Source organism: Motilimonas pumila (genome assembly GCF_003596335.1).
In the GTDB taxonomy this organism is placed as follows: Bacteria; Pseudomonadota; Gammaproteobacteria; order Enterobacterales; family CBDFNC01; genus Motilimonas; species Motilimonas pumila.
In genome coordinates this window covers 38,692-60,565 of sequence record NZ_QZCH01000017.1, presented here as the reverse complement: position 1 = coordinate 60,565, position 21,874 = coordinate 38,692, and the positions used below count along the sequence as shown (strand labels likewise).

At 45.2% G+C, this 21,874-nt stretch carries 18 protein-coding genes; 6 read left to right on the top strand and 12 right to left on the bottom strand.

Annotation, left to right across the window (positions count from 1 at the left end; genetic code table 11):
• Both D1Z90_RS13305 and D1Z90_RS13300 read right to left on the bottom strand, forming a co-directional pair.
• Positions 1–801: an SDR family NAD(P)-dependent oxidoreductase gene (locus D1Z90_RS13305; protein ID WP_119911266.1), complete on the bottom strand. Its 801-nt coding sequence runs from the start codon at positions 799–801 to the stop codon at positions 1–3.
• Between the two features lie 60 nt (positions 802–861).
• A complete protein-coding gene (locus D1Z90_RS13300; RefSeq protein WP_119911265.1) occupies positions 862–1,416 on the bottom strand; it encodes a carboxymuconolactone decarboxylase family protein in 555 nt (184 codons plus the stop codon).
• Between the two features lie 348 nt (positions 1,417–1,764).
• Between D1Z90_RS13300 and D1Z90_RS13295 the strand changes: the two genes are divergently transcribed.
• Positions 1,765–2,319, top strand: a complete 555-nt coding sequence (locus D1Z90_RS13295; RefSeq protein WP_232525260.1) for a TetR/AcrR family transcriptional regulator — start codon at positions 1,765–1,767, stop codon at positions 2,317–2,319.
• A 38-nt stretch (positions 2,320–2,357) separates the two neighbouring features.
• On the top strand, positions 2,358–3,035 hold the full coding sequence (locus tag D1Z90_RS13290) for a haloacid dehalogenase type II (protein WP_119911263.1): 678 nt from the start codon (positions 2,358–2,360) through the stop codon (positions 3,033–3,035).
• 247 nt (positions 3,036–3,282) lie between these two features.
• Here D1Z90_RS13290 and D1Z90_RS13285 read toward each other — a convergent pair whose 3' ends face one another.
• From D1Z90_RS13285 to D1Z90_RS13240, 10 genes are all read right to left on the bottom strand, one after another.
• The gene (locus D1Z90_RS13285; RefSeq protein WP_119911262.1) at positions 3,283–4,179 is read right to left on the bottom strand and encodes a metal ABC transporter permease; all 897 of its coding nucleotides are present in this window, start codon (positions 4,177–4,179) and stop codon (positions 3,283–3,285) included.
• Positions 4,172–5,044 (bottom strand): metal ABC transporter permease, encoded by an 873-nt coding sequence (locus D1Z90_RS13280; protein WP_119911261.1) that lies wholly within the window; start codon positions 5,042–5,044, stop codon positions 4,172–4,174. The genes D1Z90_RS13285 and D1Z90_RS13280 overlap by 8 nt, the downstream gene beginning before the upstream one ends.
• On the bottom strand, positions 5,041–5,934 hold the full coding sequence (locus D1Z90_RS13275) for a manganese/iron ABC transporter ATP-binding protein (protein WP_119911260.1): 894 nt from the start codon (positions 5,932–5,934) through the stop codon (positions 5,041–5,043). The genes D1Z90_RS13280 and D1Z90_RS13275 overlap by 4 nt, the downstream gene beginning before the upstream one ends.
• Entirely contained in the window at positions 5,935–6,810 is an 876-nt protein-coding gene (locus D1Z90_RS13270; protein WP_119911259.1) for a metal ABC transporter substrate-binding protein, read from the bottom strand.
• An 86-nt stretch (positions 6,811–6,896) separates the two neighbouring features.
• Complete coding sequence (gene pepN, locus D1Z90_RS13265; protein WP_119911258.1) at positions 6,897–9,506, bottom strand: aminopeptidase N; 2,610 nt, start codon at positions 9,504–9,506, stop codon at positions 6,897–6,899.
• A 222-nt stretch (positions 9,507–9,728) separates the two neighbouring features.
• Positions 9,729–10,124 carry a cytochrome b562 gene (locus D1Z90_RS13260; protein WP_119911257.1) on the bottom strand — a complete coding sequence of 132 codons (396 nt, stop codon included), beginning with the start codon at positions 10,122–10,124 and terminating at the stop codon, positions 9,729–9,731.
• A gap of 96 nt (positions 10,125–10,220) precedes the next feature.
• On the bottom strand, positions 10,221–10,829 hold the full coding sequence (locus tag D1Z90_RS13255; RefSeq protein WP_119911256.1) for a PqiC family protein: 609 nt from the start codon (positions 10,827–10,829) through the stop codon (positions 10,221–10,223).
• A complete protein-coding gene (gene pqiB, locus D1Z90_RS13250; protein WP_119911255.1) occupies positions 10,829–12,442 on the bottom strand; it encodes an intermembrane transport protein PqiB in 1,614 nt (537 codons plus the stop codon). The genes D1Z90_RS13255 and pqiB overlap by 1 nt, the downstream gene beginning before the upstream one ends.
• Positions 12,435–13,694 (bottom strand): paraquat-inducible protein A, encoded by a 1,260-nt coding sequence (locus D1Z90_RS13245; protein WP_119911254.1) that lies wholly within the window; start codon positions 13,692–13,694, stop codon positions 12,435–12,437. The genes pqiB and D1Z90_RS13245 overlap by 8 nt, the downstream gene beginning before the upstream one ends.
• Positions 13,695–13,821: 127 nt before the next feature.
• Positions 13,822–16,368, bottom strand: a complete 2,547-nt coding sequence (locus D1Z90_RS13240) for a winged helix-turn-helix domain-containing protein (RefSeq protein WP_119911253.1) — start codon at positions 16,366–16,368, stop codon at positions 13,822–13,824.
• Between the two features lie 431 nt (positions 16,369–16,799).
• Here D1Z90_RS13240 and D1Z90_RS13235 point away from each other — a divergent pair, with 431 nt between their 5' ends.
• From D1Z90_RS13235 to D1Z90_RS13220, 4 genes are read left to right on the top strand one after another with little or no spacing between them, the layout of a single operon-like run.
• Positions 16,800–17,702 carry a glycosyltransferase gene (locus D1Z90_RS13235; RefSeq protein WP_119911252.1) on the top strand — a complete coding sequence of 301 codons (903 nt, stop codon included), beginning with the start codon at positions 16,800–16,802 and terminating at the stop codon, positions 17,700–17,702.
• 3 nt (positions 17,703–17,705) lie between these two features.
• Positions 17,706–18,377 (top strand): acyltransferase, encoded by a 672-nt coding sequence (locus D1Z90_RS13230; RefSeq protein WP_119911251.1) that lies wholly within the window; start codon positions 17,706–17,708, stop codon positions 18,375–18,377.
• Positions 18,377–20,074, top strand: a complete 1,698-nt coding sequence (locus tag D1Z90_RS13225; RefSeq protein ID WP_119911250.1) for an ABC transporter ATP-binding protein — start codon at positions 18,377–18,379, stop codon at positions 20,072–20,074. Before D1Z90_RS13230 ends, D1Z90_RS13225 begins: the two co-directional genes overlap by 1 nt.
• Position 20,075: 1 nt before the next feature.
• Positions 20,076–21,815, top strand: a complete 1,740-nt coding sequence (locus D1Z90_RS13220; protein ID WP_158587138.1) for an ABC transporter ATP-binding protein — start codon at positions 20,076–20,078, stop codon at positions 21,813–21,815.
• Positions 21,816–21,874 lie beyond the last annotated feature (59 nt).

Genomic DNA, 21,874 nt, shown 5'->3' with positions numbered 1-21,874 from the left:
TTACAGGCGTTTTGCATCCAATGCCGCGTTCAAGATTTTTTGCATTGAGAGCGACATCATTTTGCGAGGTGTTAAGTCAGCCATAAACGCCATTATGTTGTTGCGTAAACCGGGAACCGTTAACACTCGCTTGCCGACACCTTGTAAACCAACTTTTGCCACTTTCTCTGCTGATCTAGCGGCCATTGGCACTTTGTTCCAATTGACACCTGTGCTGACCGCCATTGGTGTTTTAGTGAGACCTGGGGATAAGATACTGACATCAACACCTTTTGATTTAAGCTCCCCATAAAGTGACTGACCAAAGTTAATCACAAAAGCTTTGGAGCCAGCATAAGTAGAGAAGTAGGGAGAAGCCATCTGACCAAACATGCTCGCGACCAACAATATGCCTCCTTTGCCACGCACTATCATAGTGTTGCTAAAGTGATGACTCAGATCGACCACAGAGTTTACATTCACTTGCAATAGCTGCCGTTCAACGGCGAGATCCAATTTCTCAAATGCACCGTTGGTCTCTAGGCCAGCAGACAGTGCAACCAAGCCTATGTCGTGTTGGGTGGCTTTGATTTCATCGACGCCTTGTTGTGTGGACAAATCAGCGACGATGACATCGGTTTCGATAGAGTACTGGGTTGCCAGCTTTTGAGCGTAGTCCTTTAACTCTTGTTCACGGCGAGCGACTAAAACAAGATTCATTCCATCTTCGGCAAGCTGTTGTGCCATCTGCTCGCCGATACCCGATGTTGCGCCTGTCACTAAAGCCCAGCCACCATATTTTTGTTTAAAGTTAAAAGACATCTTTATGCTCCCACTGGTTAACCCAGAATTAGGTAAAACTACGTTATTTATATGGTTTAATTAGGCTTTTTTAGTCCAGGAGAATTTTTCAAACATGGGGCCCGCTGGTGTTTTAGCCACGTGATTGGTGTAGTTGCTGATCACTTTTTGCGAAAGACCAAGAATAACTTCAAGTACTTGCTGTTGGCCGTAGCCTGCTGCAAAGAAGGCTTCCATTTGCTCGTCTGACACATTTCCGCGCTCACGAACCATGGCTAACGTAAAGTCATGCAATGCTTGCAGTTTCGCAGTTGGCATAGCTTCTTCATTACGAAGTGCTTCAGTTAGCGCAGGATCAACCTTCATTGAATGTGCAATAACGGTATGAGCAGGGACACAGAAAGTACACTCATGCTCAACGTTAATGGTTTGCCAAACCACGGTGAGTTCTTCTGCATCGAATGAACTATTCATGAATAGTTGGTGAAGTTGTTGATACGCCTTAAGGGTTTCTGGAGACTCAGCCATAACAGCGTACAAGCCCGGTACTGCACCCATTTGCTTCACTGCGCCTTCTAGCATTGATTTACTTTTTTCTGGTGCCGTTTCTACTGTGTGAAATGTGAATTTGCTCATGTTGAAAACTCCAATTGATATAACGTTCTAAAAAATTAGGGAGGAACGAGTGTGTTACCTCACTAGAAAGACCCCGTGGCCTTGTCAATGGAGTGAACTATACGTCCGCCTGAACGATCGTTCAAGTTTTATTTTGAGCAATCGTTCAATTTAAGTTGAGGATGAATGTTATCTATCAGATTTATAAGCATAATTTTTTTCGAATTCTTTGTGATCATGTGCCTGTTTAAGTTTTCGGAATTTCACCCTTTACCCAAAAGAGTCTCACGCTTATAATTGAACGAGTGTTCACATTCGAAAATTGAAAAAATAATTATGGCAAAGACTGCAAAATTTGACCGACAAGCTGTGGTAGACAAAGCGACCAACCTGTATTGGAAAAAAGGTTTTCACGCAACTTCAATGCGCAATCTGCAAGATGAGATTGATATGAGGCCTGGGAGTATCTATTCAGCCTTTGGAAGTAAAGAGGGGTTGTTTAAAGAGACACTTCGCAACTATACCGACATGGGGCTTGCGCTGTTGCAACGTTTAGTCGATGAATGTAACAACCCTATAGATGTGCTGAAGGCATTTGTTAAGTCGCAGGTGATCGATACGCAAACCGATGCGCCAAACGGTGTGTGCATGCTTGCAAAAACCATGAGTGAGCTGACTGAGGAAAATCAAGAGCTCATTGATGTGACTAAAGCCCACCTTGGTGAAATCTCTCAACAGTTTGAAGAGTTGATTAAAGAAGCCCAAATCCAAGGTTTAATTGATACAGAAAAAGATCCTGAAGCGCTAGCAAGCCACATACAAATCCAAATTACTGGGTTACGTACCTTCGCGAAACTGAATAAAGACAAAGCACTGCTTCACAGCAAAATTGACGACATTTTTTGTCATCATCCGTTTGCTTGAGTTTGGCCCTGTAAATAAATGGATGATTGGAGAACAACATGCCCACGCAAACCGTATTGTTTGACATTAATGAAACCGTACTCGATCTGAACGTACTCAAACCCAAGTTTGCCACCTATTTTGGCAATGAGAGCCATATGAGCACTTGGTTCTCTATTCTTTTACATTCATCGACAGTGTGTTTGGTTACAGGCACAACCACTGATTTTAAAAGCCTAGCATTAGCAGCATTAAAGACCATAGCCGGTCGACTGCGTAGGAACATAACGGATGAAGGCTATCACGATGTTTTGGGCACTTTCGCTAACTTGCCTGCTCATAACGATATTGAGCCTGCATTCAAACTGCTAAAACAGGCCGGTTTTAAATTAGCTGCACTCTCTAATTCTTCAACTGTACTGCTTAAGTCGCAATTGTCTTTCGCGGGTTTGAAAGATTATTTCGATGACATAATTTCAGTTGAGCGGGCCAACACGTTTAAGCCGTCAAATGCGGCATATCAATTTGCGTTACAGCAATTGCAAATCAAACCAGAACGAGCAAGGCTTATTGCGACTCATGATTGGGATACACATGGTGCGCTTGCAGCTGGTTTAAAAGCGGCCTATGTAGATCGAACAGGAGCCCCTTACAACGTACATTACTTGGCGCCAGATATAGTCGCGAATAACATGATAGATATTGCACAGCAAATTATTGTGACGGAAGGACTATAAATACAACCCATTTTACTGAGTGTGCCAGTGTATTGGCTGTGGGGAACGTGAGTTATCGCTATGTATTAGATTTAATAATACATTGCCAGTGGGATGAAACTCGTTTTGGGGCAAAGACGTGTTTACTATAGTCGATTCACATACCTCTGCCGAGTGAACTAGCAGAGGAAAAGTGACAAACTTTATTGTAAATGTTCAGGCTTTATTGGAATCGATGAAACTTTATTTTCCGCCGACAGGTACGTATCTATGGCTTACTGGTATTTAAGCTGATTTTGCCTGCCACCTTATTCAAATTTGATTTTGGCGAGTTTTCGAGGCTTAAAAGTCGCTGATTACGCCACAGCTGAACGGTAAAGGAAACGACAAACAAAACACTGAGTAATAAAATGATCGTCGGCGCTGGGGCACTGTCTAAGTAAAAGCTGACATACACGCCCGCCATACTGGCAAAGCTGGCAATCCCAAGCGAAGTGGCCATCATGGTAGCAAACCGAGAACACAGCATAAATGCAATAGCGCCTGGAGCAATCAATAAGGCGATCACCAAAATCATGCCTACCGCTTGTAATGCCGAAACGATTAACATGGATAATAGAGCCAACAAACCGTAGTGCAATACTTGGGTGTTTAAGCCAATCACTTGAGCGTGACAAGTGTCAAAAACAACCATGACAAGATCCTTGCCTTGCAGCAAGAGCACCGCAATGATGATCGTTGCCACAATGGCAATCTCAATTATCAAGGCCCAATGAGCAGCCAACAGATCGCCGTATAACAGGTGGTCGAGATGCAAACCCGTTTCCACTTTTGTCATCAGCAATAAACCAAGGGCAAACATCACAGAAAAAACCACGCCCATGGCCGTATCTTGCTTAATGCGGCTATGTTTACTGATATAACCCGTCGCAGATGCGCAGCATAGCGCAGCAATAAAAGCGCCAATCGCAAATGGAATGGCCAGTAAATAAGCCAGAATCAAGCCCGGTAATACCGCGTGCGCAATGGCATCGCCCATCAACGACCAGCCTTTTAACACCACAATACAAGATAAAATGGCGCAAGGAATGGCGACAAGCAATGCCAACAAAAACGCTTGCTGCATAAAAGCAAAATGAAAAGGCGCCAACAAGGCATCAATCATAGACCTGCTCCTTGATAACCTCGGCGCGTCGTTGCTTCTTTCTCGCAAGCGGTGTTATGCCATACTTTGGCGCCAACAAAAAACACAGTGTAAACAGCAATCCTTGCAGCAAAACGATGATAGCGCCGGTAGCCCCGTCAATAAAATAACTGATGTAGCACCCGAGAAAACTGGTGACAATGCCTATGCTGGTGGCAATGATAAGTAGATTAGAAAACTTATCGGCCAACAAGTAGGCGCATGCGCCCGGGATCACCACCATGGCGATAACCAAAAATGCCCCAACGGTTTGCTGCGCTGCCAAAGTACATGCGCTGAGTAAGGTAAAAAAAATCACTTTGGTCACGGCGGGGTTGATACCCATGCTGGCGGCCTGATTGGGATCAAAAAATACCAGCATCATGTCACGCCACTTAGCCCATAAAATTAACCCTGAAACAACACTGATCACGACCAGTTGTAGGGCGTCAGCTGGGGCGATGGCTAATACGTTACCCATTACGATGGTTTGAATGTCTACCGCTGTAGGAGACATCGAAGCAATGAACAAACCGAGACCAAAAAAAGCCGTGAAAATGAGGCCTATAATGCAGTCTTGCTTGAGCTTTGAGAAATGATTAAGAAACAATAACGCGCAGGCTGCCAGCCCCCCAGAGATAAAAGCGCCCATGGCAAAGGGCCAGCCTAAAAGGTAAGCAAACGCGACGCCAGGCACCACTGAATGGGATAAAGCATCGCCTATCAGCGACCAACCTTTTAACATTAAAAATACCGATAAAAACCCACACACTGCGCCAGTCAAAGTGGTCAACATCATGGCATTCACCATATACTCATATTGAAAAGGTAAGCTCCACTGACTCATGGCTGAGCCTCCGATTGCGAGGTGATAGCAGTAAGCTTTTGCTGGCGACTGAGCGGGGTTTGTGCCCATTGGTCATACATGACGACCGGCCGTTCACAATCTGAAATCACCGTCACTTTGCGGGTATCTTCATCTTCGTGCAGTTCTTTGCCGGCCAAAATGAAGTGTCTTAACACACCGCCGAAGGTGTGCTGCAAATTTTGATGGGTAAATACCTGCTCGGTCAAACCGGCGGCAATGATCCTTTGCTTGATCAATGCCGCGCGATCACAAAACTCGGGTACGCTGCCAAGGTTATGGGTCGCCACGAGTATCATCTTGCCTTCTTGGCGAAGCTCTCGAAGCAACGCCATGATTTGCTCTTCGGTGGTCACATCCACGCCTGTGAAAGGTTCGTCCAATAAAATCAGCTGGGCTTGTTGCGCCAACGCTCGGGCCAAAAACACGCGTTTTTTCTGGCCGCCAGACAGTTCTCCAATTTGTCGCTGACGACACGACCACATGCCCACCCGAGTCAAAGCTTGACGCACTAAATCGCGGTCTCGTTGTTTAGCTCGACGCAAAAAATTCATGTGGCCGTAGCGACCCATCATCACCACATCTTCAACCAAGACCGGAAATTGCCAATCTATTTCTTCCGATTGCGGCACGTAAGCCACTTGATTCGCTTTTAGCGCTTGGGCCATCGGCACATTGTTGAAAGTGACCTTGCCCGCGCTTAGTTTGACAAAACCCATGATGGATTTAAACAAGGTCGATTTACCACTGCCATTAACGCCCACTAAGGCTGTAATAGAGCCAGGTGGCAAAGCTAAATTGGCGTCGCTGAGCGCTTCTAAACCATTGCGATAACGCACGCTCACATGTTCTATGTTAAGGCCGCTTTGCATTTATTTCACCAACCCATGAGCGATGGTTTGAGTGGTTACCTGTAATAAAGCTAAATAACTGGGTACCGGGCCATTCGCGTCACTTAACGAATCAACATACAGCTCGCCGCCATAGTGAATACCTGATTCACGGGCAACTTGTTGCGCCGGTTTCGCCGATACAGTGCTTTCACTGAAAATTACTGGGATCTGCTTTTGTTTCACCGTATCAATCACGGCTTTAACTTGTTGCGGCGTACCTTGGGCGTCGGCATTAATGGGCCATAAGTACAACTCTTGCAAGCCTAAGTCCCTTGCTAAATAACTAAACGCTCCCTCGCTTGAAACTAACCAGCGTTTGTTTTCAGGCACCTTGGCAATAATGTCTTTTAGGGGTTGCATGCTCGCTTCGAGCTCGCCGATATAGCGCTTTGCATTGGCGCTATAAACAGCAGCATTTTCTGGGTCGTGTAAGGCTAAACTGGCGCGAATATTTTCGACGTAAATGATGGCATTGGTTAATGACATCCAGGCATGAGGGTTCGGCTTACCAAGATAAGGTCCCGAGTCAATACTGATAGGCTTGATGCCTTGGCTAACGACCACGACCGGGGTGTGTTTAAAGTGGGCAAAAAATTTATCAAACCACAGTTCAAGGTTAAGGCCGTTATATAAAATAAGATCGGCACCTTGGGTACGTCGAATATCTCCCGGTGTAACTTGGTAATTATGTATCTCAGCACCGGGCTTAGTAATCGACTCTACGGTGGCTGCGTCCCCTGCCACTTTTGCGGCCATATCAGCAATAACGGTGAAACTGGTGACCACTTTGAATTTCTCAGCAGATACCACGCTGACCTGACCAAGCAAAACGACAAACACAATCAAACGAAACATAAAGGCTCCTTAGCAGAATACTACTAAGGAGCCTAACAGAGGAGTTAAGATTATTCAATGCAAATGATAATGATTTGCAATTGTATTTATTGAGCTAACGCTCTGGTGACCTTTTCATATAAATCTTTAGCTAGATTTGGTAATGACAACAAACGGTTAAGCTGTTCTTTAATCAACAATTGGCGATCATTATCAAGCCGCTTAAATTGAATGAGAGGGGTAATTAACCTTGCCGCGACCTGTGGATTAGACGTATTAAGCTGACACAAAATATCGGTTAAAAATAGATAACCGCTGCCATCGCTGTTATGAAAACCTTGCACGTTGCCATTTACAAAACTGCCAATCAAAGCGCGCGTTCGGTTTGGATTTTTCAAACTAAAACCAGGGTGTTCGAGCAATGCTTTAACCTGCCCTAAGCTATCGTTAGCAGGCGTGGTTGCCGCTAAGCTAAACCATTTGTCCAACACCAGTGCATCATGTCGCCACCGCTGGTCAAAATCCTGCATTAACGAATCACGACATGGCAGTTGGGCAACGTTAGCAGCGATTAAGGCGCTTAGCGTATCTGTCATGTTGTCGCTGTTTTGGTAATGTTGCTGAGCCAATTCATCGGCAAACTTTGGTGCTGACAAAGCCAACAAGGTTAAGCAAGCACGGGCTAGAGCGCGTTTTGCTGCTTGTTCTTGATTGAGCTGGTACGCCGCTTTAAGGGCATGCTGGCGGTAAACACAGGCCAACTCATCTGCTAGCGCCGTTGATAACTGCGTCAGCATCTCTTGACGGGCTTGCCAAATTGCGTCGATGTCGACCTGCTCAAACAGCTCCCAAAGGCTACTTTGTGATGCGAACGCAAACACTTCCGCTATTAGGGCCAAATCTATCTCGTTAGAGAGTAATACGCCGCGATAAGCATCAATCACAAACTCAGGGATGGTGACACTTTGTTGCTGTTGTACCCTAGTGACATTGGCAATCAGGTGCTTATTAAATAAGTTTTGCGCGGCGTCCCAGCGGGAAAAATCATTGTCCGCAAACTGCATCAGAGTAGCGAGTTCTTGGTCACTGTATTGATACGAGTATTTTACCGGGGCTGAAAACTCTCTAAACAGAGCCGGTATTGGCTTGCTGCAAATGCCGTCAAAACTAAATGTTTGCTCGGTTTGTGTGACATTCAGCACCTGGTTTTTCTTTCCAGCTAATAGGAAATGCTCCCCACTTTCACTGAGCAGTTCAATGTCCATGGGGATATGCTGAGCAGACTTTTCGTGTTGCTCAGCCGTTGGCGCAGTTTGCTGGGTTACATGCAGCTGGTATTGCTGGGTTGTTGCATCGTATTGGTCAGTGATCGTTACTTGTGGTGTACCGGATTGACGGTACCAGCGCCTAAATTGTGTTAAATCGACCCCAGAAGCGTCTTCCATGGCTTGCACAAAATCATCACAGGTAACAGCTTGGCCATCAAAACGTTCAAAGTACAAATCCATGCCGGCTCTGAAACCTGCTTCGCCCAATAACGTATGGATCATACGAATAACTTCAGAGCCTTTGTTATACACGGTCACGGTATAAAAATTATTCATTTCAATCACAGACTCAGGGCGGATAGGATGCGACATTGGCCCTGCGTCTTCGGCAAACTGGTGTTGGCGAATAATGCGTACGTTATTGATTCTATTGACTGCTCGACTGCCTAAGTCACTGCTGAACTCTTGATCTCGAAAAACTGTTAATCCTTCTTTTAAGCTCAGTTGAAACCAATCGCGACAAGTTATGCGGTTACCTGTCCAGTTATGGAAATACTCATGGCCAATCACGGCTTCGATGCCATAGTAATCATCATCGGTGGCCGTGTGATCATTGGCAAGCACGTATTTAGAGTTAAAGACGTTTAAGCCTTTGTTTTCCATCGCGCCCATGTTGAAAAAATCAACCGCCACTATCATGTAGATATCAAGATCGTACTCTAAACCAAAACGTTGCTCGTCCCATTGCATTGACGCTTGTAACGATTGCATGGCGAACTTGGCTTTGTCTAAATTGCCTTTATCAACAAAAATCTCGAGCGCCACGTCTCGCCCAGAGACGGTTTTATAGCTGTCTTGCAATAAATCAAATTCTCCGGCGACAAGCGCAAACAAATAACAAGGTTTTGGAAACGGGTCTTGCCACTGCACCCAATGCTTGCCGTTGCCTGCATCGCCACTGGCAACTTTATTACCGTTGGACAATAAATAGGGGTACTTGGTTTTGTCCGCAGTGATTTTGGTGGTATACGTGGCTAGCACGTCTGGGCGATCTAAGTAATAAGTGATGCGGCGAAAACCTTCGGCTTCACATTGAGTACAAAATGCGTCGCCCGATAGGTACAAACCTTCTAACGCAGTATTAGCTTGCGGGTTAATCTCTGTCACTAGGGTTAAGATAAAATCGTCAGGTACTTGATGGATCTTGATGCCTTCATCACTGAGGGTGTAGTCACTGTGCCCTTGACCATCAATCTCAAGGCTGATTAACGTTAAGTGCTCACCGTGTAAAAACAAGTCATTCTGCTGGCCTGCTTTACGTACTTTCGAAACGGCGGTGACTTGGGTGGCTGTTTCATTGAGCTGAAAGTCTAAATCGATGCTGTCGATAAGAAATGAAGGCGCTTGATAATCTTTGAGGTGTTTAGCTTGTGGTTGCGACGCAGCCATGAATTTCCTGCCTAATGGTCATAAAAGAATTAACCTTAGGCTGGCAAAAAAATGCCATGGGGTCAACGTTAAAAGGCTTTAAACACGCATATTTAGCGGATGTCACCACTTTATAGGCTGATGAGTTAAGCGAATAGCTAAAGCAATAATGACGCCGGCCACGTCATTATTGAGAAGGGTTACAGTTCGTCACTGTGCACTTTGTTAATGCAACCTTGTAAACTAATCACCAAACAGCAGCTGCCACATGCTCGGCTTATCTTTCTTATGGTATTCAATGCGCAAATCATCCACGGCTTTTAGCTGCTTTTGCACTTCACCAAGGCTGGTTTGTGCGAGGTCTAAGTCAAGTTGTGCTAATGCTTGACTGACCTTATTCAGTCCTTCCAGTGATTTTTCTTTGTGTTCAGGTGCAAAAGAATATGTTTTTGCTTGTTCAACCAAATCGCTAAACTCGGTCATATGTTGCTTAAATTCGTCTTCAGACTCGGTTTTGATAGCCGCTTTAAACTGATACGACATTTCTTTCATTACCGCTTTGAGATCAACCGTGTTTGTCGCGCCGACAGGCAGCGTAAATAAGCTAAATAACAAACACCAAACAGGCAAGGCTTTCATAGTTTTTCCTACAACAAAAAGCCGGAGTGTGTTGAAAAGTCACGCAGCTGTAAAGCCTTTTTAACAAGCTTTACACTGCGCCAAATAAAGAAGGGGTTATTTCGAGCTATTTACCACTTGTTGCGCAATAGCACGGTGAAGGTTCAGCCAGTTTTGTTTCAGTTTTTCGACTAGGTCTGAGTAATCCCCTCTAGGGATATTTAACTGATGGTTAAAAAGTTCATCTTTCACCACCACCCCATCAGGATTGACTAAGCTCCAGCGACCAGACACCACCGCACTGCCCTCTAAGCGACCCTGAAAACGATTGACGTTAATTGCCAAAATCCAATATTTGTCACCTTCATTGGGATAAAAGTCGGTACTTTCTATAATTGACCACTGCGGTAAATGTAAGGTCAGCGCTTCTTGGCCTAAACTATCAAGTTGCTGGTTAAGGTTGCCTGCCCAAAGGTGTTGCTCAGCGATATGAATTTGATTGTCGGTCATTTGCATCACAACCCCTGAGCTGTTGAGGTAGTCTGAAAGCTCAACCGGTTTCACAACTAAGGTACCCTGTCCTTGATTATCGATGGCGGAGACCGCTAGGTCGTCTGCACCAAGCGCATAATAATAAGTTTCGATAGCAGATTGGTTGTTACTGCACGCCATCAGAGTGATGCCCGCCGCGGCCAATAATACGCGGCGTATAAGTGACTTCATCATTAATTATTCTCCAGCCTAGGATCTCGTTTCTTCGGACCATCAAAAATGATTGCGTTTGGTTTTGCGCTGACTTTACGAATAAAAGGCTGCAATTCACGCAATGTTTGCTCTAAGGTGCGAATGGTTTGCGTCAGGTCTTTGTGTATTTGTGAGTCTTTTGAATAACTGCGCAAAGTCACATTTGCTTGCTCAATGGCAGCGCTGAGCTCTGCGGGTAACTGTTGCGTTTGTTGGTTATTTACCAGTTTATTCATCGCTTGCATGGTGGCATCGGTATTAGCCAGTAGTTGATTGGCATTATTGATGGTTGTTTCGATTTGTAGATTGTTGATTTTATCTAACATCATGCTGACTTTTTGCTCTAATTGATCAAAGCCCCCCTTCACCGTTAAGATGGTTTGCAGGTCATACTCTTTGGCAAGCGCTAGCTGATCAGGATCGTCTAGGGCATTTTCAACGATTGAAATATCAATCAGTTTAGCACCGGTGAGCAAGTTACCCGATTTGATTCTGGCTCTTAAGCCTTCATCTTTGAGCCTATTAAAGACCTGATGCCAATAATCAAAACCGCGGCCATCATTTGGTAAGCGCCAGCGGTCGAATTCAATGCGAATTAACACGGGGATCATGCCGTGAAACTCATAGCTGTGCTGTTTCGTAAAATCCATGTAAGGGATTGAACGTACCCGGCCTACTTGTATACCTTTATACTCTACCGCTGCGCCTTCGACTAAGCCGGCAACGGACTCATCAAAAAATAGTACGTATTCAAGGTAGCTTTCGTATGATTCAGTCAGCACAGCACCTTTATCAACGTATAGCTGAAATTCTCTTGGCTGAGTGATCACATCTCCGGCTTTCCAGCCTTCTGGGACCCCAAATGTAATGCCTCCCGATATCAGGCTTTCTATCGACTCCATCTCCATTTTGATGCCTTTGGCGTCTAAAGATACTTCAAAACCGGGCTTGACCCAAAAACGCGTATTTTGTGTGATCAAACTATTATATGGCGCGTAAACAAAAATGCCGTACTTAATGGTCCGAGTATCGACTTCGTAATCCACTGTTTCTACTTGCCCAACGTTAAAGCCACGAAAATTAATTGACGAGCCAACTGACAAAGCCTTATTCGCTTTGCTAAATAACTGCAGTTTGATTCCAGGTACTTCAGGTCCGATCAGAGGGGTGTTTTCAAGTACCTCAAAATGGCGATGTTCTTTGTCACTGACACCGGGTTTGACTTCCAAATATGCACCAGACAATAACGTACTTAGCCCCGAAACCCCACCAGTACCGATACGCGGTTTTACCACCCAAAACTGGGCATCTTCTACTATCATGTCCGCGGCACTATTATTAATGCGGGCTTTAAGAATGGCCTTGGTAAAGTCTTCACTCAATCTTATAGACTCAATCACGCCAATATCCACGCTCAAAGATTTTACTTTGGTTTTACCCGCTTCTAAGCCTTCAGCATTGTTAATAACCAAGGTGACTAACGGGCCTTGACTGGAAATATGTTGGTAAATCATCCAAATGCCAATGGCTAACGCCAACAAGGGCACGAACCAGACTTTTGACATGCGTTTATTATCATTCACTGCTTCAGTCACTGTTACTTCCTTTTGCTTTAGCGCGATCCCAAATAATACGGGGATCAAAATGCATCGCTGATAACATGGTTAACGCCACTACCGCGCCAAAAGACAGCGCAGCAGGGCCAGGATAAATCACGATCAAACCATCGATATGAATAAGGGCAACCAAAATGGCAACCACAAAGACGTCTATCATCGACCAACGGCCAATAAACTCCGTAATGCGATAAATTTTAAGCGCTTGCTTTGGGCTAACTTGCTGCTTTTTACTCGCGGTATGCAACAGCCAGGCAATGGCAATCATTTTTGCAATCGGAATCATGATGCTGGCGAAAAGTATCACGCCGGCTACCGGATAAGACCCAAGCTGCCAAAGTAAAATCACGCCCCCTATGATAGTTGACGGGTCGTTTTTACCCAGCAATGCGGTATCCATAATGGGAAATACATTCGCAGGAATGTAAAAAATCGACGCGGCAATCAAGTACGCCAAGGTTGTTTGCAAGCTGTCAGGGATGCGGCTGTGTACCTTACTGTGACAACGCTGACATTCGTCATGGCCGATGGGTGTTAACTGGCCACAATGATGACACAACATTAAGCCAGCACTGGCTGTTGTCTCATGCCTTGCTTCGAGGGTATGGGGCTGTAAGTCCCCCACGTGCTGCAGCCAAAGCCAATGGGTATCGGTGGAAAGCGTTGCCTTTATCAACAGCAGTGCGTAAGCAACAAAAGACCAAAAGGACAAACCAAAACCAATGTCGGCCATCGACATGACCTTGACGAGGGCCACCAAAATGCCCACCAAAAAGACATCAACCATGATCCAGGGTTTAAACCAGTGTAATACCTTTAAGGTAATTTTGGCTCTAGCACTGGTGCGTTTTAACGCTAAACTGGCGTGCAAATAGATAATGATCAGCAAGCTGATTAGCGGCAGTGCAACCAAGGAGATAAACAAAAAGATAGCAATGGAGTTGTAACCGTTTGCCACTAATGAAGTCATGGCGCCTTTAAAAAGAATACTGCTCGAAATGCCCGCTGACGTAAAGGCCATAAAAGGAAAACTGAAAGTTAAGCCAAGCATAATGATCGCTGAGAGCGCATAAGCGATTGGGGCAGAGAGAGGATCACGTGGTAGAGCACTGATAGTATGCTGACAACGCTCACAGTGACGAATTTGCCCTGGTTTAACAGCAGAAGATGAGATCAGCCAATCACACTCCTCACACGCGGTTTCCACTTGGCGTTGAATGGGCTCTGTCATGGCAAATAAAAACCTGTCATATATCTTAATACTATCAAATAGCTCACTAATATCATTTAGTTAGATTCTATTTAATGTAGATGAGCAGTACCAGTAATGCGACTTTTTGCTGCCAATTTTCTCTTAATCATCGCTCTTGATTCAGTTTTGCTTGTGCCATCAAGGCGATAAACTGCTGATGATCATGCAGCGGTGACAACACGGTGTCATGTTGTAAAAAATCTTTTTGACTATAACCAGCTTTAATCGCTTGACCGATAGAGCGCAGCGCCATGTTTTGGTCACGAAAGCTGTGTAGCCTTGCTTTATATATATCAAGGTTGGGCAGTTTAACCCCTCTGCGATGATGATAAGCGATATCTTTAAGGCCTTTTTGTCTGACACTGGCCGCCTCAACGGGTCGGTTATCTTGTTCTAAGGCAAACGCAAAGGCACCGCGGTAAAATGCATCGCTCAGTAGAATTTGGTCCAACGCTTGCTTGCCATCATGGTCGCTGAGTACTTGTCTTAAATAATGGTTTGCCGTCTTATATTGACCCGCGTACACGGCTGATAATCCAAATTGTGCGCTGAACGCAGAATTGCTGAATACGTTGTCGTGGGTGGCGACGTACTCTTTTAATAACGGCAATAATTGCGACGCTTTATTTTGCGCCAGATAAACAGCTTCAAAGGCTGAAAAAGTCCTTTCAAGGGGTAAACCTTTTAGTTCGGACAACAGCTTCTGCGCTTGAATATACTGTCCGACATTTACCAGATTAACCACGTGATAGACTTTCAATTGCGCTTGATAAGGGGCTTTTTCTAAACGTTGCTCAATCCAGCGCAAAGCTGAACGACTTTGCCCTGTCGCCGTTGCTGCGGCAATTGCTACGTCGACATAATAGGGGTCCATCGGTTGTTCAAATAAACGATTCAGTGCCGCCATAGCGGTTGCAACATCACCTGAATACAGTCTAAGGATGGCTTGTAATGCTCTGACTTCGTTAGCATTTTCATGAGTCGTTAAAACCTTGGCCAAAGCGGCTTGCGCTTGATGTATATTGAGCTCTGCTAAATAAGTTTTACTGACATTTAAATTTGCCAGTAAGTTATTATTGTCCTTGGCTAAAATTTGCCGCGCAGTTTGCCTTGCTTGCTGATAGTCTTGGCCATAAAACTGGAGCTGGCTTAAGCCGTTTAATGCTTCAGCAGAGTCCGGCGCTAGGCTCAAGGCATGGTATAAATAGCCCTTTGCTTTTAGTAACCATTGGCTATTGTTGTGTTCGTGATAATATTTTTCAAAATACACCTCAGACAAGCGAATATAAGCTTGGGTATGGCGCTTGTTTAAACTGATTGCCAACAGATATTGCTCGATGGCTTTGTCATTGCTGTTTGGCTCATGTGCGCCGCGATATACATTGCCTTGCTCATATGCTTGCGCCGCTTGCATATTTAAATCATCAACGCTGTTATTTTGCTGTTTTAACACGGCGAGAATTTGCTGGAAGAAATATTCTTGTTGTTGTTCGATATTCTGCCAAGAGACTTTGCTACTGCCTGACCAATACTGAGTACCTTGTACCCCGTTAATCAAAGCTATTTCGATTCTAAATAGCTGGTTAGGCAACTCATCAATTTGTCCTTCTATCAGGTAATCGGCGCCAAGAGATTCTGCGATATGCGTCGCTGCCAACCCTTGTTTTGCGATGGCTGAACTCGATGTATGAGCAACTAATTGAATACCCTTTACTTTATTTAATAAATGACTTAATCCCCGGGCGGTGGCGTCGGCTATATGGTGGTTACCAGGTTGCTGTGTATTATTGTTAAATGGCAGAACCGCAATGGTAGTGGTCTTACTTGACTTCGGAAAAAGTGTTATTACCAGTAAGAGCAACAAACAAAATACGCTTACCGTCAGCCATTTTTGACGCGCCGTCAACCAAACAGACGCTTTAACTTCAAGCTGCGTTGGTTGGTCATCTTTTAGGAAATTATGAGTCACAGCGCTTGAACTCAAGTCTGATTCAATGCTAGTGCGTGACATTTTTGAACCATTAGCCGTGCGGGTCGACGATGTTGCACACGAGACGTTTTGTGCGGCGTCTGTATCTACATGACGGCCTGTTGATCCTTTGTCATCAAGCGCATGAGTAGCCTCGTCAGACTGAGCAGGCTTTTTTGGCAATGGCTCATTGATTTGGCTTGGCTGTTGCTGCCCGCGGGCAGTACCGTCGCCTTTGAGCACTTGACGTCTTTCGATAAAAGGCTTTTTAGCAGCACTTTGCGACTCGGCGCCAGTCTGTGGTTGCTTATCGCTGCGGCGGCGACGAGGCGTATTATCAAAGCCTTGTAAACTATTTGGTGTATCAATAGGGGTAATAACCGCGACTTCAGCAATCAACTTGTAGCCTTTTTTAGGCACGGTTTCGATATAACGCGGCGCACTGGCTTTATCTTCAAGCGCTTTACGTAATTGGGCAATCGTTTGGTAAATAGAAGAGCCGGTTACAACCCTGCCCGACCAAACCTTATCGAGCAGATCATCGGCGCTAAGGACTTTCCCTGGATGCTGGCATAAGTATACCAACAGGTCCATCACCTTGGGTTCTACGGTTTTGTTACTTTGTTCGTTAAAAATCTTGTTTTCTTGCGCCACTACTTGCCAGTGACCAACTCTAAACTGCATTATTTATCCTTGCACTCAGCGACCCATTCAATCTTCTCGCCTATAAATCGTGCTACCGACCTTCAAATAAGTGTGTGGTATAGATGACTGGTCGCTACCTTAATGGTGCATAACGACATTTTTATTAATCTTATGAGTCAAATTTTACCGACAGTTCACAGAGCTTCTTTTATTATTGCTTTTTAGCGGGCCTTATTATGAATTAAAGTTATAAAAATACCTAAAGAAAAGCTCATTAAGCTCTCAAAATCAGTCTTAAGACCCTGTTTTTACTGGTCGCTGAACAATTAATAAACATTTAATCTTCCCTTAAGTTTTATCCCATCGCGCTAAGTAAACTGATTTCGGTTTCATGAAGAAACACACTTTTTGGCTTTAATGGATTTAAAGTCGAATCATTTACCATGGATGAGAAGACTTAAGGTTAAATCATGTCTACTCAAAATAAAGCTATCAGCGTCATCATCCCTACATATAACCGCGCTGAATTGTTACGTCACACATTAGTATCACTTACAAAACAATCTCTTTCTCAACAAGCATTTGAAGTCATCGTTGTTGATGACGGCTCTGTCGATCACAGTGAAGCGGTTTGCCAGGAATTCAAGCAAAGTCTGGATATCAAATATTTCCATCAACAAGACAAGGGCTTTAGAGCCGGTAAGGCACGCAATATCGGTGCTGCAATCGCCGAGGGCGATTACCTCATTTTCATAGACACCAGTGTGGTGCTTTCGAGCCAAGCATTAGAAAAACACTTACAAGTGCATCAAGCCAGTGAGCAACCAACCAGTATCATAGGTTACGTTTATGCTTTCGGTTTACGAGGCAAAGAGATAGAGCACATTGAGCCAATGATGAGCAGCGACAATGCTGACGTAAGTCTCATGTACCTCGACAGCATTGGTGCAAACGATCAACGTCACGGCCAATATGAGTTGATGGGCGCCGATTTATCACGTTGGCCAGCACCGTTCGATATTTTTTGGACTTGCCACGTATCTGTTGAGCGCAAGTTATTCTTATCTGTTGGCGGATTCGACGAAAACTTTACTTCATGGGGCGGTGAGGATGTGGATCTTGGTATTCGTCTATTTCAAGCTGGCAGTCGCTTCCACATGCAAAAAGATATTTGTTCGTTTCACTGGCCACACCCTGAAGAAGGCGAAGAAAGCAAAAACAACGAAGGCGTTAACATCGCACAAGACCTTCACAAAAAATACCAGCTGTGGGAAACGAGTTTCTACGGCGACTTATACGGCGAGCCGCACATGTCACTGAATGAAGTCATCGCACGATTTGGCGGTCGCTCAGAACTTGAGTTGGTAGGTTAAGTCATGGCTGATTACCAAAATATCTATCTGACACGCCCAGATCAATCATTATCCCAAAGCGTAAACCAGCAACTGAGTGATTTCGGTTGTCAATTAGGCCTTGATAACGCCATTTGTGGGGTGCCACGGGTAGCTTATACCCAAATAAGCGATGATACTGACAACGCGGCGCCAATCAATGCCCATGATTTTTCCGGCTGTATCAGTATTGGTGATAACTGTTACATTGAGTCAACTTGCAGCCCAGCTTTTCACTCACAAGCGGTTAAAATGACCAGTGTGAAACGCAATCAATACCCTGCGGGAAAAATCACCATAGGTAACCACGTTCAGCTGCAAGGCACTGCTATTTTGGCCTATGAGCAGGTTACAGTGCAAGACAATGTCATATTTGGCCCTATGGTTACCATTATGGATTGCAGCGGCCACACGTTGACACAAAGAGGCCAAGCAGGTGAAATTGCGGCCTTAACCACCGCGCCCGTTACCATCAAAGCCCATGCATGGATTGGTGCCAACGTCATGATCCTAAAAGGGGTCACCATAGGTGAGCACGCGGTAGTAGGCGCAGGAAGTGTGGTTTATCAAGATATCCCAGACCACTGTGTGGCCTTAGGCAATCCGGCAAAAGTGGTAAAAGACATTCACCCCGAGCAGCTTAAGGCGGTCAGCTAATGGCTTTCTTCCTCGAAGTAGGCTGGTTTATCCGACAACATAAATGGCGTTATCTGACCATAGTGCTTGCCATTATCACGGCGTCAATCTGTAGCCTGTTACCGCCTTTAATGATAGCTAAACTGGTCGATAAAGTCGCATTACAACAGAATTTGGGCTGGGCTGAGCTTTGGCCTACTCTCGCGCAGCTGTTGCTGTTAGCTTTTGCAACGTATGGCTTACGGTATTTGTGGCGACTGTGTTTGTTTAGCAGCGCATTAGAGCTAGAGCGGCAATTGTTACTTAAACTTTATGGCCACTGCTGCAACATGCCGGCAGCATTCTTTCGCCGCCATGGCACGGGTAAATTGCTCAACCATCTAAATGCCGACATCAACTTGGTGAGCCAAGGAGTGGGCAATGGCGTGATCTTTATGGTCGATGCCTTTGTGATGTCGACTTTGGTTGTTATCGTGTTGGCGACTCAACTTAATGCGCTGCTCACCGTATGTGTGCTCTTGCCCTTGCCTATCATGGCTTGGGCGTTAAAACGCTATGGCAAACAAATGCATGATGTTAGCCATCAGTCGCAACAAGCGTTAGGCAATTATTACCAAAACATTGAACATACCTTATCCGGTATGCAAGTGTTAAAAAGTCACGGTTATACTCAAAGTCAGCAAGCGAAAGTGACGGCGAGCCTTGAAACGCTCACTCATGCCAATATTGCGCAAAGTAAAATTGAAGCCAAATACGAGCCCACTACGTCGTTAGTAGCGGCAGCCAGTTTTCTATTAACGCTCGCCGTGGGCTCCGTACTTGTGAGACAGGGTCACATGTCACTGGGTGAACTGTTAGCTTTTAACCTGTATCTAGGGTACCTAATTTGGCCTATGAACGCGTTTGGATTTCTATTCAATACATTAGCCCTTGCCAGTGTCTCGTTACAGCGAGTGAATCACGTACTCAATGAAAAGTGGCCGGTAGCGGCTAATGATGACGGCGATGTGTCCATGCCAGAAGCCGATTTACTTGAGATACATCTGCCGCAGGGGTTTAAACACGAGAACCGCGACACAAATGCACTACACCCTTTGCTTTTCACCCTTTCTAAAGGGCAATTTCAAGGCATTGTCGGTCCTATTGGCAGCGGTAAAAGCAGTTTATTACAATTATTGTTGGGCCAATTAAAAACCGAGCAACAACCGTGTTACCTACATGCAAATGCCAAAGTCGCCTACGTACCCCAAGAGCTCGCCTTATTCAGTGGTAGCTTAAAAGATAACCTGACCTTGGCCAAACAAGACGCCACCATGGCTGAGATCCGTCAAGCTTGTCAGCTTGCTTGCATTGATCAAGATATCCAATTACTGCCTATGGGATACAACACACTATTAACCGAATCCGGCCATGGCCTTTCCGGCGGTCAAAAACAACGCTTAAGCATTGCCAGAGCCATCTTGAGTGATGCCGAGGTGTTGTTACTCGACGATTGTTTTTCTGCGCTCGATGCCCTTACCTGCCGTCAGCTCATGGTGAATTTGAAATGCTGGCTCAATGATGAACGCGCCATCGTCTTAACCAGCAGCCGCTTAGGCTTGATGCGCCACTGTGACAGCATTTTGGAGTTAAGCGAACGTAACCATAACCTGCCCCATGATGCATTAATGGCGCAGGGAACTTGGTATTCACTTCATGTCGGCGATAAGGAGGCTTAGCATGTTTTCGATATTACGACGGCTTGTTGGTCTCAGTTATCACTACCAGCGAACGCTTTTTATCTCATCGGTTTTAATGCTGCTTGTGGCATTGATTGAAGTCACTTTACCTTGGCTTACCATGGTGTTTATTGATAACCATTTAAGTCAAGCATCGCCTAACCTTAACAGCATAGCGATTATTGTGGCGGCTTATGTTGGTTTAAATCTGTTAGGGGCCGCGCTGAGTTATTTACAAGCCACCACTTTTTTTAAACTATCGGCACGCGTCACCGCAAAACTGCGCCAAGACTGTTTTAATCACAGCTTGCATTTGCCCATGTCGCATTTTATTAGCCATCAAAAAGGGGAAATGCTAAATCGTCTGACGCAAGATGTAGAGTCAGTGCGCAGTTTATTCAGTCAAATAATGGGCCGAACGTTAAAAGATCTGGTGATCCTCGTCGCAGTTGTCGTTGCGATGTTTAGTTTGCAATGGCAGTTGGCGTTAATTACCTTGGCTTTTGTCCCTGTGTTTATCGGTGCTTTTGCTATTTTCCGACACTATGCTTTGCCATTACAGCGACGCATAAAAAGCAACAGCGCCAAGCTTAACGGTTTTCTCATCGAAAGCTTATCGCAAACTGGCATCATGCAGGTATTTAAAGCACAAGCCCGCTTTGGTGGCCGCCTTAACCAGATCGCAGCCGAGAACATTACTTTAACAAAGCGCAATATCCGCCTCGAAGCACTGCTATTAAGGCCACTGTTCGAACTCATGTCAATCGTGATGATGACGGCCATAGTGCTCAGTTTTCAATGGTTACCGGCGAGTGAACTCGGCTTTGGTTTGCTGTTTGCATTTTTTGCCTATTTATCGCGCTTTTTTGAGCCCATCATTAACCTCATGCAAAGCCAAGGCGACATGGTACAGAGTGCCGCCGCCGCGGAACGTGTTTTTTCGCTCATGGATCAAGAAGTCGAACACGCAGGAGGTGGTATTAATGCCGATGACACCTGCCAGCAAGCTCCCGAAATCGCTTTTAACAATGTCAGTTTTGGTTATGAGCAACAGGCAATATTAACCAATATGCATTTTACCTTAGCACCGGGACAACAACTGGCCGTTGTTGGGCCCTCTGGGGCCGGTAAAACCACCCTCGCCCATTTGTTAAAATGCGCTTATCACCCCAGCCAAGGGAGTATTCAGCTAGATGGCGTGGACATCGCTCAGATGCAAACCCAAAGTATCCGGCGCAATATTGCCATGGTTGAGCAGCAGCCGTTTATTTTATCCGCCTCAATCAGAGAGAATATTTGTTTGGGTCAAATTTGTAGCGACGCAGAGCTCGAGAGGTTATTGAAGCAAGTCGGTTTAGAAAGCTGGTTATTCAGTCAACGCAACGGGTTAGATACCTTGATTGACCAACAAAGCGAACTGCTTTCAACGGGCACTAAACAACTGTTGGCTATTGCACGCGCGTTATGCCAACGTTGTAAGGTCATCATCTTAGATGAAGCATCAGCCAGTCTTGATCCACAAGCTAATGCCAGTTTGCAAACTTGCTTACATCAACTCAAGGGTCAGGTTACAGTGGTTCTCATCGCGCACAAGTTAGAAACCCTTGCCAACGCTGATAATATTCTGGTGATGGTGAAGGGCCAGCGAGTGCAATGGGGAAGCCATCAACAATTGGCTAATGAGACAGGCATGTATCAAAGCTTGCTAACGAAACAACAGCAGGATTCACAAGCCGCATAACCGGCTCATCAGTGAGGGCCGATAGGCCCTCACTCATTTAACAACACGCGTTCAGATAT

What these genes read in the sequence shown, in the direction of transcription:
- D1Z90_RS13305 (WP_119911266.1), bottom strand. Translation starts at nt 801, where the DNA reads ATGTCTTTTAACTTTAAACAAAAATATGGTGGCTGGGCTTTAGTGACA.
- D1Z90_RS13300 (WP_119911265.1), bottom strand. Translation starts at nt 1,416, where the DNA reads ATGAGCAAATTCACATTTCACACAGTAGAAACGGCACCAGAAAAAAGT.
- D1Z90_RS13290 (WP_119911263.1), top strand. Translation starts at nt 2,358, where the DNA reads ATGCCCACGCAAACCGTATTGTTTGACATTAATGAAACCGTACTCGAT.
- D1Z90_RS13285 (WP_119911262.1), bottom strand. Translation starts at nt 4,179, where the DNA reads ATGATTGATGCCTTGTTGGCGCCTTTTCATTTTGCTTTTATGCAGCAA.
- D1Z90_RS13280 (WP_119911261.1), bottom strand. Translation starts at nt 5,044, where the DNA reads ATGAGTCAGTGGAGCTTACCTTTTCAATATGAGTATATGGTGAATGCC.
- D1Z90_RS13275 (WP_119911260.1), bottom strand. Translation starts at nt 5,934, where the DNA reads ATGCAAAGCGGCCTTAACATAGAACATGTGAGCGTGCGTTATCGCAAT.
- D1Z90_RS13270 (WP_119911259.1), bottom strand. Translation starts at nt 6,810, where the DNA reads ATGTTTCGTTTGATTGTGTTTGTCGTTTTGCTTGGTCAGGTCAGCGTG.
- pepN (WP_119911258.1), bottom strand. Translation starts at nt 9,506, where the DNA reads ATGGCTGCGTCGCAACCACAAGCTAAACACCTCAAAGATTATCAAGCG.
- D1Z90_RS13260 (WP_119911257.1), bottom strand. Translation starts at nt 10,124, where the DNA reads ATGAAAGCCTTGCCTGTTTGGTGTTTGTTATTTAGCTTATTTACGCTG.
- D1Z90_RS13255 (WP_119911256.1), bottom strand. Translation starts at nt 10,829, where the DNA reads ATGATGAAGTCACTTATACGCCGCGTATTATTGGCCGCGGCGGGCATC.
- D1Z90_RS13245 (WP_119911254.1), bottom strand. Translation starts at nt 13,694, where the DNA reads ATGACAGAGCCCATTCAACGCCAAGTGGAAACCGCGTGTGAGGAGTGT.
- D1Z90_RS13240 (WP_119911253.1), bottom strand. Translation starts at nt 16,368, where the DNA reads ATGCAGTTTAGAGTTGGTCACTGGCAAGTAGTGGCGCAAGAAAACAAG.
- D1Z90_RS13235 (WP_119911252.1), top strand. Translation starts at nt 16,800, where the DNA reads ATGTCTACTCAAAATAAAGCTATCAGCGTCATCATCCCTACATATAAC.
- D1Z90_RS13230 (WP_119911251.1), top strand. Translation starts at nt 17,706, where the DNA reads ATGGCTGATTACCAAAATATCTATCTGACACGCCCAGATCAATCATTA.
- D1Z90_RS13225 (WP_119911250.1), top strand. Translation starts at nt 18,377, where the DNA reads ATGGCTTTCTTCCTCGAAGTAGGCTGGTTTATCCGACAACATAAATGG.
- D1Z90_RS13220 (WP_158587138.1), top strand. Translation starts at nt 20,076, where the DNA reads ATGTTTTCGATATTACGACGGCTTGTTGGTCTCAGTTATCACTACCAG.